The organism is Brachybacterium aquaticum (assembly GCF_014204755.1).
In the GTDB taxonomy this organism is placed as follows: Bacteria; Actinomycetota; Actinomycetes; order Actinomycetales; family Dermabacteraceae; genus Brachybacterium; species Brachybacterium aquaticum.
Genome location: NZ_JACHLZ010000001.1, coordinates 1,080,088 through 1,094,684, shown reverse-complemented (window position 1 = coordinate 1,094,684; position 14,597 = coordinate 1,080,088). Strand labels below are relative to the sequence as shown.

Genomic DNA, 14,597 nt, shown 5'->3' with positions numbered 1-14,597 from the left:
GATGCTATCGCCCGGCGTCCTGGTATGTGAGAGACGGTCTTGGTATTCGGGATTCTGGGTGCGCCGGCCGGTGCTCAGGAGGGCAGGGCGCGGTCGGTGATCGCGCGGCCGCCGCGGCCGATGGCGACCTCGCCGGACTTCACGATCTCGCGGATGCCGAAGGACTCGAGCATCCCCAGCAGTGCGGTGAGCTTGTCCTGGGTGCCGGTCGCCTCGATGGTGACCGAGTCCGAGGCGGCGTCGACCACCTTGGCGCGGAACATCTGGACGATCTCCAGCACCGCGGTGCGGGACGTGTTGTCGGCGGTGACCTTGATGAGGATCAGCTCGCGCTGGACCGTCTGGCGGGGGTCGAACTGGACGATCTTGATCACGTTGACCAGCTTGTTGAGCTGCTTGGTGATCTGCTCGAGGCGCTGCTGCTCGACGTCCACGACCACGGTGATGCGGGAGATCTCCGGGTGCTCGGTGGGGCCGACGGCGAGCGAGGAGATGTTGTACCCGCGACGGGAGAACAGGGCCGTGACGCGGGTGAGGGCGCCGGGCTTGTTCTCCACCAGGACCGAGAGAGTCTGGCTGTGGGGGGTCATCACCACGTCGGTGGTGCGGGCGGTGGTCTGCTGCTGGGTGGTCATGCTCAGATGTCCCTCTCCCACTCGGGGCTCATGCCCTGGGCGATCTGGATCTCGTCGTTGGAGACGCCGGCGGGCACCATCGGCCACACCATCGCGTCGGCGCTGACGGTGAAGTCGACGACCACGGGGCGGTCGTTGATCTCCAGCGCCTGGCGGATCGTGTCGTCGATGTCCTCGTCCCCCTCGCAGCGCAGGCCCGCGCAGCCGTAGGCGTCGGCGAGCTTGACGAAGTCGGGGATGCGGCGCGAGCCGTGGCCGGTGTTCAGCTCGGTGTTCGAGTACCGCTGGTCGTAGAACAGGTTCTGCCACTGGCGGACCATGCCGAGGCTGGAGTTGTTGATGACGGCGACCTTGATCGGGATCTCGTTGATCACGCAGGTGGCGAGCTCCTGATTGGTCATCTGGAAGCAGCCGTCGCCGTCGATGGACCACACGACCTGGTCGGGCTTGCCGACCTTCGCGCCCATGGCCGCGGGGACCGAGTAGCCCATGGTCCCCAGGCCTCCGGAGTTGATCCAGGTGCGGGGGTTCTCGTACTGGACGAACTGGCTGGACCACATCTGGTGCTGGCCCACGCCCGCGACGACGATCGACTCCGGTCCGGAGATCGCGCCGATGCGGGAGATGACCTTCTGGGGGGCGGTGAGCCCGTCGGCCGTCTCGGTCCACCCCAGCGGGTAGTTGTCCCGGAGCATGTCCAGGGTGTTCCACCAGCCCTCGTAGTCGCGGGTGTCGTCCTCCTCCAGGCGCTGACGGAGCTCGGCGGTGAGGGAGCGGGCGATGTCCGCGGCCTGGCCGACGATCGGCACGTCGGCCACGCGGTTCTTGGAGATCTCCGCGGGGTCGATGTCGGCGTGGACCACCTTCGCACCGGGTGCGAAGGAGTCCAGGCGCCCGGTGACGCGGTCGTCGAAGCGGGCGCCGATGGCGATGATGAGGTCGGCGCGCTGCAGGGCGGAGACCGCCGCGACGGTGCCGTGCATGCCGGGCATGCCCAGGTGGCTGGGGTGCGAGTCGGGCAGGGCGCCGCGGGCCATGAGGGTGGTGACGAAGGGGGCGCCGGACGCGTCCACGAGCTCGCGCACCTCCTCCTCGGCGTTTCCGCGCAGCACGCCGCCGCCGAGCAGGAACACGGGGCGCTTGGCCTCGAGGAGCAGGCGCACGGCCTCGCGGATCTGCTTGCCGTGCGGGCGGGCCTCGGGGCGGTAGCCCGGCAGGTCCAGGGTCTCGGGCCAGACGAACTCCATGGTGGCCTGCTGGGCGTCCTTGGTGACGTCCACCAGCACGGCGCCGGGGCGGCCGGTCGAGGCGATGTGGAAGGCCTGCTTGATGACCTTCGGGATCTCCTGCGCGTCCTTGACCAGGAAGTTGTGCTTGGTGATGGGCATCGTCATGCCGACGATGTCCGCCTCCTGGAAGGCGTCGGTGCCGATGAAGGAGGAGCCCACCTGGCCGGTGATCGCCACCATCGGGATCGAGTCCATCTGGGCGTCGGCGATGGCGGTGATGAGGTTGGTGGCGCCGGGGCCGGAGGTCGCCAGGCACACGCCGACCTTGCCGGTGGCGTGGGCGTAGCCGCTGGCGGCGTGGCCCGCGCCCTGCTCATGGCGCACCAGGATGTGACGGAGCTTCTTGGCGTCCATCAGCGGGTCGTAGGTGGGCAGGATCGCGCCGCCGGGCAGGCCGAAGACGACCTCTGCTCCGGCATGCTCGAGGGACTCGACCAGCGCCTGTGCGCCGGTCATCTGCTGTCCGGTCATCGGAACTCCTTCGTCGTCTCGGACTCTGGGCGTGGCGGGGATGGTGCTCCGTGCGCCTCCCGCTGCTCCGCGCCCTCGGACCGGGCACGAAAAAGCCCCTCCGCCAGGGACTCGGGGAGGGGCGCGGATGACGTCTCGTAGGGACGAACGGGCGTCAGCCGCGCTCGGTGACTACGAGAAGGATCGTCTGCATGCGCCCACGATAGGCCCTCCCCCGCGCCCGCCGCCACCTGTCCGGATGCCGAGACCGCGCGGCGGGAGCCCGTCGGACGGCACGACCGACTCCCGACGGGACGGGCGAAAGTCCTGCGCATAGGCGCCTTCCCCGCCTACGGTGGGCGCGTCGCCATCCGCCGTCGAGAGGACCGTGAGCAGCCGCCATGAGCACCCCAGGACCTTCCCCCCTCGCCCCCGCGCCCGAGTCCGCGCTGCCGCCGGGCACCCGCATCGTCGTGATCGGCGGCGGCATGACCGGCCACCGCGTCGCCGCGCGGCTGCAGTCGCAGGACCCGAGCGGCGACTGGGCCCTCACCGTGATCGGGGAGGAGCCGCAGCAGCCCTACGACCGCGTGCACCTCTCGGACTGGTTCGGCCACCGCAAGGAAGAGATGCTGTCGCTCGACACCGGCGTGTGGGAGGACCCGCGGATCACGCTGGTGACGGGCGATGCCGCCGAGGCCGTGGACCGCTCCGCGCACACCGTCACCTGCGCCTCCGGCACCGTCCACCCCTACGACCGCCTCGTGCTCGCCACCGGCTCCTGGGCCTGGGCGCCGCGGGCCGAGGGCAAGGACTTGCCCGGCTCCTTCAGCTACCGCACCGTGGACGACGTACGCGCCCTCGCCGCCTGGGTCGCCGAGCGCGGCGAGACCCTGGGCCGCCAGGTGCGCGGCCTCGTCGTCGGCGGCGGCGTGCTCGGCCTCGAGGCCGCCGCCGCGCTGCAGAACCTCGGTGCCCACTCGACGGTCGTCGAGTTCGCGGACCGCCTGATGGCCGTGCAGCTGGACGACGGCGGCGGCGAGATGCTGCGCCTGCTCATCCAGGACATGGGCATCGACGTGCGCACCGGCGTGGGCGCCTCCGCCTTCCGCCCCGCCGAGGACGGCGCGATGGGCACCGCGGAGCTGTCCGACGGGACCGAGCTGCCCATCGACGTGGTGGTCTTCTCCACCGGCATCCGCCCCCGCGACCGGATCGGCCGTGAGGCGGGCCTGACCGTCGGCGAGCGCGGCGGCATCGTGGTGGGCGAGAGCTGCCAGACCTCGGATCCGGACATCTGGGCCGTCGGCGAGTGCGCCTCCTTCGACGGGGTGTGCGCGGGCCTGATCGCCCCCGGCAACGACATGGCCGACGTGGTCGTGGACCGCTTCCTCGGCGGGACCCGCACCCACCAGCGCTTCGCCGACGGCACGAAGCTCAAGGGCGTGGGCGTGGACGCCGCGGCCTTCGGCGACGTCAACGCCATGACCCCCGACGCGCTCGAGGTCTCCTTCGTGGACCCGGTGCACCGTCAGTACCGCAAGCTCGTGATGAGCGACGACGCGACGACTCTGCTGGGCGGCGTGCTCGTGGGCGACATCGCCCTGTACTCGCAGCTGCGTCCGCTCATCGGGCGGAAGCTCGGTGCGGACCCGTCGGCCGTCATCGCCCCGGAGGGCGGCGGCGACGCGCTCGCGGGCGCGGAGCTGCCCGACGAGGCCGTGGTCTGCTCGTGCAACAACGTCGCGGCCGGCACCATCCGTCACGCCGTGAACGAGCAGGGCTGCCACACCGTCGGTGCGATCAAGGAGTGCACGAGCGCCGGCACCGTGTGCGGCTCGTGCGTGCCGTCGCTGACGAAGCTGCTGAACCAGGAGCTCGCCAAGAGCGGCATCGAGGTCTCCCGCGCACTGTGCGAGCACTTCGACCACTCCCGCGCCGAGCTGTACAAGCTCGTCGAGGAGGGCGGGCAGGAGACCTTCACCGAGGTCGTCGCCGCCCACGGCGCGGGCGCCGGCCGCGGCTGCGCGGTGTGCCGCCCGACGGTCGCCTCGATCCTGTCCTCGCTCGGCGCGCTCAGCGGCCGGCGCCACAACCCCGTGGGCCGCCAGCTGGGCTCCCTGCAGGACACCAACGACCACGTCATGGCGAACATCCAGAAGGACGGCACCTACTCGGTGATCCCCGCGATGCCGGCCGGCGAGGTCACTCCCGACAAGCTGCTCGTCTTCGCGCAGGTCGCGAAGGACTACGGCCTGTACGTGAAGGTCAACGGCGCCCAGCGCATCGGCATGTTCGGCGCGCGCCTGGAGCAGCTGCCCGAGATCTGGGAGCGCCTGGTGGAGGCCGGGTTCCAGTCCGGCCACGCCTACGGCAAGTCCCTGCGCATGGTGAAGAGCTGCCTGGGCACCAACTGGTGCCGCTTCGGGGTCGGCGACTCCACCGCGATGGCCGTGCACCTCGAGCAGCGGTACCGGGGCCTGCGCTCCCCGCACAAGCTGAAGATCGGCGTGTCCGGCTGCGCCCGCGAGTGCGCCGAGGCGCAGGCGAAGGACGTGGGCGTCATCGCGACCAACCGCGGTTGGAACCTGTACGTCGGAGGCAACGGCGGTGCCCAGCCCGCGCACGGCAAGCTCCTGGTCGAGGACCTGGACGACGAGACGCTGCAGCGGTGCATCGACCGGTTCCTCATCCTGTACATCCGCGAGGCGGACAAGCTCCAGCGCACCGCGCGCTGGGTCGAGGAGTACCCCGGCGGGATCGAAGAGCTGCGGCGCGTGATCGTGGAGGACTCCCTCGGCATCGGCGAGGAGCTCGAGGCGGCCATGCAGCGCCACACCGACTCCTACGTCGACGAGTGGGCCGAGGCGGTGTACGACCCGGAGCGGCGCGCGAAGTTCGTGTCCTTCATCAACGCCCCTGACCTGCACGACCCGTCGCTGCGCTACGTGCTCGAGCGTGAGCAGGTGCGCCCTGCCCGTCCCGAGGACGCCGCGGAGGACACCTTCCCCACCCCGCTCGCCGCCCGTGAGCACGCCCTCGCGGGCGCCGCGGAGACGCTCCCCGAAGGAGACTGACCGATGACCACCCACGCCACCGGAGCCGCCGGCTCCCTCGTGCGCATCTGCGCCGTCGCCGATCTCGCCCCCGAGCGCGGCGCGGCCGCGATGCTGCCGGACGGCACCCAGATCGCCGTGTTCCTGCTGGACGACGGCAGCGTGCGCGCCGTGCAGCAGCTCGACCCGTACTCCAGCTCGAACATCCTCTCCCGGGGCCTCGTGGGCACCCACCGGATCGCGGGCGAGGGCGAGGAGCCCGAGCGGATCGTCCCCACCCTCTCCTCCCCCATGTACAAGCAGTCCTGGGACCTCGACACCGGTGAGGTCCTGGACTCCGGCGGCGGGGAGAGGCTGCCGATCGCCGTCTTCGACGTCGCGCTGCAGGACGGGGACGTGCACGTCGCCACCGCGCCGCGCGCCGCCGCGGGCGGGAAGGCGTGAGCCCCCGGCCGACGACGCCGCTCGCGCCCGGGAGCGTCGCCCTCGTGGGCGGCGGTCCCGGCGCTGCGGACCTCATCACCGTGCGCGGACTGGAGCTGCTGCGGCAGGCCGACGTGGTGGTCGCCGACCGGCTCGGCCCGCGCGCGCTGCTCGATGAGCTCGACCCCGCCGTCGAGGTGATCGACGTGGGCAAGCGCCCCGGCGCCCACGCCCTGCCGCAGGACGAGATCGGAGCGCTGCTGGTGCGGCTGGCACAGGCGGGCCGGCGCGTGGTGCGGCTGAAGGGCGGGGACCCGTTCGTGCTGGGCCGCGGCGGCGAGGAGGTCCTCGCCTGCCGCGCCGCCGGGGTGCCCGTGCAGGTGGTGCCCGGGGTGACCTCCGCGATCGCGGGGCCCGCCGCCGGGGATGTGCCGGTCACCCACCGCGGCACTGCCGTCGCCCTGCACATCGTCAACGCCCACGGGGACCTCGGCGAGGCGGACCTCGCCGCGCTGCGCGATCCCGGCACCACGACCGTGCTCATGATGGGCGTGGAATGGCTGCCGCGCCTGGTGGCGCAGTCGCTGCTGAACGGTGTCGATCCCGCGACCCCGGTCGCCGTGGTGCAGAGCGCGACCCTTCCGGAGCAGCGCAGCGTGCGCGGCACGCTCGCGGACATCGAGGCGGTCGTCGCCGCCGAGGGCATCGCGCATCCGGCGGTGATCGTCGTGGGTCGCACCGCGGCCGACGGGTTCCTGCAGCCCCCGTCGGAGCCCGAGGCGCCGGCCCACGGGTCCGGGCGCGAGGCGGTGGTCGACGGCGCGGCCGACAGGGGTGCGGCTGGCGGGGGTGCTGCACCGCCCGCGCCGGTGCTCATCGGCTGCTCGCACGGCACCCGCTCCCGCGAGGGGCGCGACGTGATCCGCGCGCTGCAGAGGATGCTCGCCGAGCGCGCGCCCGGCGCGGTGCGGGAGGCGTTCGTGGACGTGCAATCCCCGGACGTCGCCGCCGTGGTCGCCGCCCACGCCCCGCTGAACGCGCAGCGCACCCGGGACGAGGAGCCGGTGCAGGCGGTCGTGGTGCCACTGCTGCTCTCGCTCGGCTATCACGTGAAGGACGACATCGGCGGTGCCGTCGCCGGTCGCGCCGCGACCGCCGCCGCCCCGCTCGGCCCCGATCCGCGGCTCGCCGAGGTGATGGCGCAGCGCCTCGAGGAGGCGGGCCTCGGCGCGGACGACGCCGTGGTGATGGCTGGCTCGGGCACCCGGGACGCCGAGGGCGTCGCCCAGGTCGAGGAGATGGGCCGGCTGCTCGCCGAGCGGCTGGGGCGCGAGGTGAGCGTCGGGTTCGCCTATGCGGCGACGCCCACCGTGCGCGACGCGGTCGCCGCGGTGCGGGAGCGGCAGGCGCGCGGCGAGCTGTCCGGCTCGCGGGTGGCGGTGGCGAGCTACGTGCTCGCCCCCGGCCACTTCCACGACCTGGTCGCCGCCGCGGGGGCGGACGTGCTCGCCGCCCCGCTCGGCGCGCACGAGCTCGTCGCCGAGATCGCGCTCGAGCGGTACATGGCGGCGCTCGGGAGCTGAACGACGCTGCGGCGCCGACCCGAGAGGTCAGCGCCGCAGCGTCAGGTCATCACCGCCTCACAGCGGGCGGCGAGTCGCTCCGTAGGTCGCCGAGCGGACGAGGTGCGCGTACACCTTCAGCGCCTGGGAGACCTCGCGCTCGCGCTTCTCGGGGCGCCAGGGCAGGGCTCCCTTGGCCTCGCGGCGGCGCTCGATCTCGGCGTCGTCCACGCGCAGCTCGAGCAGGCGCTTGTCGACGTCGAGCACGATGGTGTCGCCGTCCTCGACCAGGCCGATGAGACCGCCCTCGGCCGCCTCCGGGGAGATGTGGCCGATGGACACGCCGCTGGTGCCGCCGGAGAAGCGGCCGTCGGTGATCAGCGCGCAGGACTTCCCGAGGCCCCGGCCCTTGAGGAACGAGGTCGGGTAGAGCATTTCCTGCATGCCGGGACCGCCCTGGGGGCCCTCGTAGCGGATGACCACCACGTCGCCCTCCTTCACGGTCTTGTCCAGGATCTTCTGGACCGCCTCCTCCTGGGAGTCGCAGACCACCGCGGTGCCCTCGAAGTTGAAGAGGTCCTCGGTGATGCCGGCGGTCTTGATGACGGCGCCGTCGGTGGCGAGGTTGCCCTTGAGGACGCAGAGGCCGCCGTCCTTGGTGAAGGCGTGCGGGACGGAGCGGATCACGCCGTTCTCGTCATCGGTGTCCAGCTCCTTCCACATTTTCGTGGAGGAGAAGGCCTGGGTGGTGCGCACGCGACCGGGGGCGGCGTGGAACAGCGCGTCGGCCTCCTTGGAGGTCTTGCCGCTGCGGATGTCCCAGGCGTCCAGCCAGGTGGTGAGGTCCGGGGAGTGCACCGAGTGGACGGTGTGGTCCAGCAGGCCCGCGCGGTCCAGCTCGCCGAGGATGGCGGGGATGCCTCCGGCGCGGTGGACGTCCTCGATGTGGGCGGTGCCGTTGGGCGCCACCTTGGACAGGCATGGCACCGAGCGGGAGAGGCGGTCGATGTCGTCCAGGCCGAAGTCGATCTCGCCCTCGATCGCGGCGGCGAGGATGTGCAGCACCGTGTTGGTGGAGCCGCCCATGGCGACGTCCAGGCTCATGGCGTTGGTGAACGCGGCCTTGGTGGCGATGTTGCGGGGCAGCACGGAGGCGTCGTCCTCCTCGTACCAGCGACGGCACAGCTCCACGATGGTGCGCCCGGCCTGGAGGAAGAGCTCCTTGCGAAAGGCGTGGGTGGCGAGCGTCGTGCCGTTGCCGGGCAGGGAGAGCCCGAGCGCCTCGGTGAGGCAGTTCATGGAGTTCGCGGTGAACATGCCCGAGCAGGAGCCGCAGGTGGGGCAGGCGTTCTCCTCGATCTCGGCGAGCTGCACGTCGGTGATCGAGTCGTCGGCGCTCATGGCGATCGCGTCCACGAGGTCCAGACGGTTCTCGGTGACGCCCTCGACGGGGTTGCCGGACTCCATCGGACCGCCGGAGACGAAGATGACCGGGATGTTCAGGCGCATGGCGGCCATGAGCATGCCGGGGGTGATCTTGTCGCAGTTGGAGATGCACACGATCGCGTCGGCGCAGTGGGCGTTGACCATGTACTCGACGCTGTCGGCGATGACGTCGCGCGAGGGCAGGGAGTAGAGCATGCCGCCGTGGCCCATGGCGATGCCGTCGTCCACCGCGATGGTGTTGAACTCCTTGGCGACGCCGCCGGCCTCCTTGATGGCCCCCGCGACGAGGTCGCCGAGGTTCTTGAGGTGGACATGGCCGGGCACGAACTGGGTGTACGAGTTCGCGATCGCGATGATCGGCTTGCCGAAGTCGGACTTCTCCATGCCGGTGGCGCGCCAGAGGGCGCGCGCGCCTGCCATGTTGCGGCCGTGGGTGGAGGTGCGGGAACGGAGCTGAGGCATGGCCTCACTGTACGCCGCTATGTGGGATGGCGGTGTCAGCATCCGGGACGTGAACGGCGATCCGGGGCGGGCAGCGGGGACTTCTCCCCATGGACGGGACCGACTGATCCTGCCACCCTCACCCCAGGACGACTGAAGGGGTGGGACATGGCGGACGTCTTCATGGGCGGTGACACGGAGGCACTGCGCGCCTTCGCACAGGCGGTGCGCACCGGTCGGATCGCGCTCGGAGAGGTCCGGGCCACGGTCTCGCTCGGAGCACGAAGCGAGGGGTTCTGGCGAGGCGAGGACGCGGAGGCCTTCCGCGAGCGAATCCTCTCGTCGGTCCTCCCGGAGCTGGACGCCATCGAGCAGGCCCTCGCCGGTCTCGGGGACGACGCCGACGGGCACGCGGAGGAGCAGGACCGGGCGTCCGATCCCGGTGACATCGACGGTGCCGTCCTTCTCATGCCGCCCGGCCCCGGCTTCCGGCCGGAGACGCTGCCGAGGGCCGGGCGTGAGGGCGGTCGTGAGCACGGTCGTCGCGGTGGTGACAGCGACCCCGGACCTTCGCAGGGCCCTTTGGGCAGCGGACTGCCCGACGGGCTCGGCGATCCGGTTCCCGGCACGTCCGTCCCTGATCCGCGGATGCCCGAGTGGCACCCGGTGGACCCGGGCGCCGGTGACTGGGGCAGCGAGGAGCCGGGGCTCGGCGATCTGGCCGCCCATGAAGCGGCCACCCTGATGGCGTCCCTCATGTCGGCGATGTGGCCGGACGCCGCGGAGAACCTGCTGCACTTCCTCGGGAACTCAGGGACGGACAGGGAGATGGACCTCGCGGCCTATCTCGAGGACGAACCGGGCATCCGCTCACAGATCGCGGAGCGCGAGCGCGGCATCGGTCAGCTCGCCCTCGACCGGGCTCGGGAGTCGGGCGCCCAGGGCCCGGTGACCTTTCCCGTGCAGACCGGCTGGCCCGGCGTCACGGCCTCGAGCGACAACTGGTACTACGCCACTGGGTCCGGGAACTACTCCATGAACGGACAGGTCACGGTGTACCCGCCTGATGCGACCCATCCCGAATGGCGGTACGAGATGGAGACCACGCTGAACTATCGTGACCAGTACAACTGGGACGGCAGCAAGGCCACGAAGATCGACCTGCCCGGTCCCTTCGACCCGACGATCACCGACGAGCAGCTGGCCGAGCTCCACCGAGCGGGTCTGGCACGGGAGTACCAGCTCCACGGCACCTCCGAGAGGCGGACGAGCGGACCATGACCGAGACGATCACGCCTCGACGCAGGGCGCTCCTCCGCGCCGCGGTCATCGGCGGGACGGGGCTCCTGCTCGTCGGCACCGGATGCACCGTCACCCGCACCACCGAGGAGGACCCCACGATGAACGACTCCCCCACCGCCGAGGAGGCGCTGGCCGCCGTCGGTGTTCCCGCGCCCGACGCGCAGCTCGAGGTCGCCGACGGCATCGTCGTCTCCGAGCTGGACGAGTGGAGCGTGCGCGTCTCCTTCTCCGCCTCGGCCGACGAGGTCAGCAGCTGGGTCGCGAACTCCTTCGGCGGTGGCGAAGGGCTGCCCGTGAGCCAGGACGGGGCGACGATCTCCCAGCGCTTCGCTCCCGACGAGGTGCACAAGGGCGCGCGCTACCTCGACGGCTCGAACCCCGAGGATCCTTCCGCCACGTACACCGTGCTCATCTCCCCGGAGGGCACGGACGTGGTCGTCGCCGCGGCGCGCACCTCGCGCTGAGCCTGCCGAGCACGCAGGGGCCGCCCCGGATGTTCCGGGGCGGCCCCTGCCGCACGAGAGGAGAGCCGCGCTCAGCTCAGGCCGAGCTTCTCCATGATGATCTCGCGGACGCGGCCGGCGTCGGCCTGGCCGCGGGTGGACTTCATGATCGGGCCGATGAGCGCGCCGATGGCCTGGACCTTGCCGCCCTGGATCTTGGCGACCACGTCCGGGTTGTCGGCGATCGCCTGGTCCACCGCGGAGGTGAGCACCGAGTCGTCGGAGACGACGGCGAGGCCCTCGGACTCGACGATCGCGGCCGGGTCCCCGGCGCCGTCGAGGACCTTGGTGAGGACCTTCTTGGCGATCTTGTCGTTGATCTTCCCCTCGTCGACGAGCTTCTGCAGCTCGGCGACCTGAGCGGGGGTGATCGAGAGGGCGTCGAGCTCGGCGTCCTGCTCGCGGGCGGTGCGGGCGAGCTCGCCCATCCACCACTTGCGGGCGCTCTGGGCGCTCGCGCCGGCGGCGACGGTGGCCTCGACGAGGTCGAGGGCGCCGGCGTTGATGACGTCGCGCATCTCGAGGTCGGTGAAGCCCCACTCCCCCAGCAGGCGGCGCCGGCGGGCGGCGGGAAGCTCGGGCAGGCCCTCGCGGATCTGCTCGACCCACTCGCGGGACGGGGCGACCGGGACGAGGTCGGGCTCGGGGAAGTAGCGGTAGTCCTCGGCGTCGGACTTCACGCGGCCGGACGAGGTCTCGCCGCTGTCCTCGTGGAAGTGGCGGGTCTCCTGGACGATCGCGCCGCCGGCGTCGAGGATCCCGGCCTGGCGGGAGATCTCGAAGCGGACGGTGCGCTCGATGGAGCGGAAGGAGTTGACGTTCTTGGTCTCGGTGCGGGTGCCGAGCGGCGCCGAGGCGTCCTTGCGCAGCGAGACGTTCACGTCGGCGCGGACGTTGCCGCGCTCCATCCGGGCCTCGGAGACGTCGAGGGCCCGGAAGATGTCGCGCAGGGTCCGCACGTAGGCGGCGGCGACCTCGGGGGCGCGCCCCTTGGTGTCGGGGATCGGGCGGGTGACGATCTCGACCAGAGGCACGCCGGCGCGGTTGTAGTCGACCTGGGAGTGGGTCGCACCGTGGATGCGGCCGGTGGCGCCGCCGACGTGGGTGTTCTTGCCGGCGTCCTCCTCCATGTGCGCGCGCTCGATCTCGACGCGCACGATCTCCCCGTCCTCGAGCTCGACGTCGACCCAGCCGTCGAAGGCGATGGGCTCGTCGTACTGCGAGGTCTGGAAGTTCTTGGTGAGGTCGGGGTAGAAGTACTGCTTGCGCGCGAAGCGGCAGGTCTCGGCGATCGAGCAGTTCAGTGCGAGGCCGATGCGGATCGCGTACTCGACGGCCTGACGGTTCACGACCGGCAGCGAGCCGGGCAGGCCCAGCGACGTCGGCGTGACGGCGGTGTTCGGCTCGGCGGCGAAGATGTTCGGCGCACCGTCGAACATCTTGGTGGCGGTGCCGAGCTCGACGTGGACCTCGATGCCGAGCACCGGGTCGTAGCGGTCGATCGCGTCGTCGAAGTCGACGAGATCAGCGGTCTGAGCGGTGCTCATCGGGTGGCTCCTCCTGCGGTGACGGCGAGCTCGGGGGCCTGGGCCAGCAGCGGCCCGCCCCAGGCGTCCTCGAGCAGCGCCTCGAGGGCACCGCCGACCTGGTACAGGCGCTCGTCGGCCCGGGCGGGGGCGAGGAACTGGATGCCGGCGGGCAGCCCGTCCTCGGCCAGGCCCGAGGGCAGCGAGATGCCGGGGGTGCCGGCGAGGTTGGCGGGGATGGTGGCGATGTCGTTGAGGTACATGGCCATCGGATCGTCGAGCTTCTCGCCGAGGCGGAAGGCGACGGTCGGGGAGGTGGGCGAGGCGAGCACGTCCACCTTCTCGAAGGCGGCGGCGAAGTCGCGCTGCACGAGGGTGCGAACCTTCTGGGCGCTGCCGTAGTAGGCGTCGTAGTAGCCGGCCGAGAGCGCGTAGGTGCCCAACAGGATGCGGCGCTTGACCTCGTCGCCGAAGCCGGCGCCGCGGGTGGCCTTCATGACGTTCTCGGCGGTGGGGTGGTCCTCGGGGACGACCCGCAGCCCGTAGCGCATGCCGTCGAACTTGGCGAGGTTCGAGGACGCCTCCGAGGGCATGATCAGGTAGTAGGCGCCGAGGGCGTAGCGGAAGTTCGGGCAGGAGACGCGCACGATCTCCGCGCCGGCCTGCTCGAGCTTCTCGAGCGACTCGGTGAAGCGGGCGCGGACCTCGGGGGCGAAGCCCTCGCCCTCGAGCTCCTCGATGACGCCGACGCGCATGCCCTTGACGTCCTGGCGGCGGGCCGCCTCGGCGTAGGGGCCGACGGGGTCGGGCAGGGAGGTCGAGTCGCGCAGGTCGTGCCCGGCGATCAGCTCGTGCAGCAGCGCGGAGTCCTCGACTGTGCGGGTGACGGGCCCGGCCTGGTCCAGAGAGCTGGCCATGGCGATCAGGCCGTAGCGGGAGATCGAGCCGTAGGTGGGCTTGACGCCCACGGTGCCGGTGACGGCGCCGGGCTGGCGGATCGAGCCGCCGGTGTCGGTGCCGATCGCGAGCGGCGCCTCGTAGGAGCCGACCGCCGCGGCGGAGCCGCCGCCGGAGCCGCCGGGGATGCGATCGCGGTCCCAGGGGTTGCGGGTGGGGCCGTAGGCGCTGGTCTCGGTGGAGGAGCCCATCGCGAACTCGTCCATGTTGGTCTTGCCGAGGATCGGCAGGCCGGCGGCGCGGATCTTCTCGACGAGGGTCGCGTCGTACGGGGGGACCCAGCCCTCGAGGATCCTGGAGCCGGCGGTGGTGGGCTGGCCCTTGGTGACCACGACGTCCTTGACGGCGATCGGCATGCCGGCCAGCGGGTGCAGCTCCTCGCCGGCGGCGCGGCGGGTGTCCACGTCGCGGGCGGTGGTCAGGGCCTCCTCCTCGCTGACGTGGAGGAAGGCGTTCAGGTCGCCGTCGACGGCGGCGATGCGGTCCAGGTGTGCGCGGGTGAGGTCCTCGGAGGTGACCTCGCCGGCCCGGAGCGCGGCGGCCTGGGCGGCGGCGCTGCGGCGGGTGATGTCGGCGCTGGTGGTGGGGGTGCTCATGCTCTCTCTCACTCCTCGCCCAGGATCTGGGGGACGGCGAAGCGGCCGTCCTCGGCCTCGGGGGCGCCGGAGAGCGCCTCGGCCTGGGTGAGGGTCTCGGTGACCTCGTCCTCGCGGAAGACGTTGGTCATGGCAATGGGGTGGGAGGTCGCGGGGACGTCCTCGGTGGCGACCTCGGAGACGGAGGCGACAGCGTCCATGATGGAGTCGAACTCACCGGCGAAGCGGGTGATCTCCTCCTCGGACAGCTGGATCCGTGCGAGGTCGGCGAGGCGTGCGACGTCATCTCGTCCGATCGAAGGCATGCCGACAGTCTAGGACGGCCTGGCCCCGGGGCCGGACGGTGCCCGTGGTGCGCCGGTCACGCCCCTGCACGGTCGGACACTGCACGGTCGGACACTGCGCGGTCGG

The 14,597-nt window shown here is 71.8% G+C and carries 11 protein-coding genes; 5 read left to right on the top strand and 6 right to left on the bottom strand.

Features of this window, described 5'->3' with window-relative positions; all coding sequences use genetic code 11:
- Nucleotides 1–74 precede the first annotated feature (74 nt).
- Together ilvN and HNR70_RS04855 are read right to left on the bottom strand one after the other, a co-directional pair.
- Nucleotides 75–590 carry an acetolactate synthase small subunit gene (ilvN, locus tag HNR70_RS04860; protein WP_184326549.1) on the bottom strand — a complete coding sequence of 172 codons (516 nt, stop codon included), beginning with the start codon at nucleotides 588–590 and terminating at the stop codon, nucleotides 75–77.
- 47 nt (nucleotides 591–637) lie between these two features.
- Entirely contained in the window at nucleotides 638–2,395 is a 1,758-nt protein-coding gene (locus tag HNR70_RS04855) for an acetolactate synthase large subunit (protein ID WP_184324659.1), read from the bottom strand.
- 380 nt (nucleotides 2,396–2,775) lie between these two features.
- Between HNR70_RS04855 and nirB the strand changes: the two genes are divergently transcribed.
- The 3 genes from nirB to cobA are packed head-to-tail and all read left to right on the top strand — an operon-like array spanning nucleotide 2,776 to nucleotide 7,436.
- Nucleotides 2,776–5,451 carry a nitrite reductase large subunit NirB gene (gene nirB / locus HNR70_RS04850; protein ID WP_184324658.1) on the top strand — a complete coding sequence of 892 codons (2,676 nt, stop codon included), beginning with the start codon at nucleotides 2,776–2,778 and terminating at the stop codon, nucleotides 5,449–5,451.
- A gap of 3 nt (nucleotides 5,452–5,454) precedes the next feature.
- On the top strand, nucleotides 5,455–5,874 hold the full coding sequence (locus tag HNR70_RS04845; RefSeq protein WP_184324657.1) for a nitrite reductase (NAD(P)H) small subunit: 420 nt from the start codon (nucleotides 5,455–5,457) through the stop codon (nucleotides 5,872–5,874).
- Entirely contained in the window at nucleotides 5,871–7,436 is a 1,566-nt protein-coding gene (gene cobA / locus HNR70_RS04840) for a uroporphyrinogen-III C-methyltransferase (RefSeq protein WP_184324656.1), read from the top strand. The genes HNR70_RS04845 and cobA overlap by 4 nt, the downstream gene beginning before the upstream one ends.
- 57 nt (nucleotides 7,437–7,493) lie before the next feature.
- On the opposite strand, the gene ilvD is transcribed toward cobA, so the two are convergent.
- Nucleotides 7,494–9,323 carry a dihydroxy-acid dehydratase gene (ilvD, locus tag HNR70_RS04835; RefSeq protein ID WP_184324655.1) on the bottom strand — a complete coding sequence of 610 codons (1,830 nt, stop codon included), beginning with the start codon at nucleotides 9,321–9,323 and terminating at the stop codon, nucleotides 7,494–7,496.
- A gap of 147 nt (nucleotides 9,324–9,470) precedes the next feature.
- On the opposite strand from ilvD, the gene HNR70_RS04830 reads away from it, so the two are divergent.
- Nucleotides 9,471–10,583, top strand: a complete 1,113-nt coding sequence (locus HNR70_RS04830) for a hypothetical protein (RefSeq protein ID WP_184324654.1) — start codon at nucleotides 9,471–9,473, stop codon at nucleotides 10,581–10,583.
- Nucleotides 10,580–11,068, top strand: a complete 489-nt coding sequence (locus HNR70_RS04825; protein WP_184324653.1) for a hypothetical protein — start codon at nucleotides 10,580–10,582, stop codon at nucleotides 11,066–11,068. The genes HNR70_RS04830 and HNR70_RS04825 overlap by 4 nt, the downstream gene beginning before the upstream one ends.
- 71 nt (nucleotides 11,069–11,139) lie before the next feature.
- Here HNR70_RS04825 and gatB read toward each other — a convergent pair whose 3' ends face one another.
- The 3 genes from gatB to gatC are packed head-to-tail and all read right to left on the bottom strand — an operon-like array spanning nucleotide 11,140 to nucleotide 14,491.
- Nucleotides 11,140–12,654 carry an Asp-tRNA(Asn)/Glu-tRNA(Gln) amidotransferase subunit GatB gene (gatB, locus tag HNR70_RS04820; RefSeq protein WP_184324652.1) on the bottom strand — a complete coding sequence of 505 codons (1,515 nt, stop codon included), beginning with the start codon at nucleotides 12,652–12,654 and terminating at the stop codon, nucleotides 11,140–11,142.
- On the bottom strand, nucleotides 12,651–14,186 hold the full coding sequence (gene gatA / locus HNR70_RS04815; RefSeq protein ID WP_184324651.1) for an Asp-tRNA(Asn)/Glu-tRNA(Gln) amidotransferase subunit GatA: 1,536 nt from the start codon (nucleotides 14,184–14,186) through the stop codon (nucleotides 12,651–12,653). The genes gatB and gatA overlap by 4 nt, the downstream gene beginning before the upstream one ends.
- 8 nt (nucleotides 14,187–14,194) lie before the next feature.
- Nucleotides 14,195–14,491 carry an Asp-tRNA(Asn)/Glu-tRNA(Gln) amidotransferase subunit GatC gene (gatC, locus tag HNR70_RS04810; RefSeq protein WP_184324650.1) on the bottom strand — a complete coding sequence of 99 codons (297 nt, stop codon included), beginning with the start codon at nucleotides 14,489–14,491 and terminating at the stop codon, nucleotides 14,195–14,197.
- Between the last annotated feature and the right edge of the window lie 106 nt (nucleotides 14,492–14,597).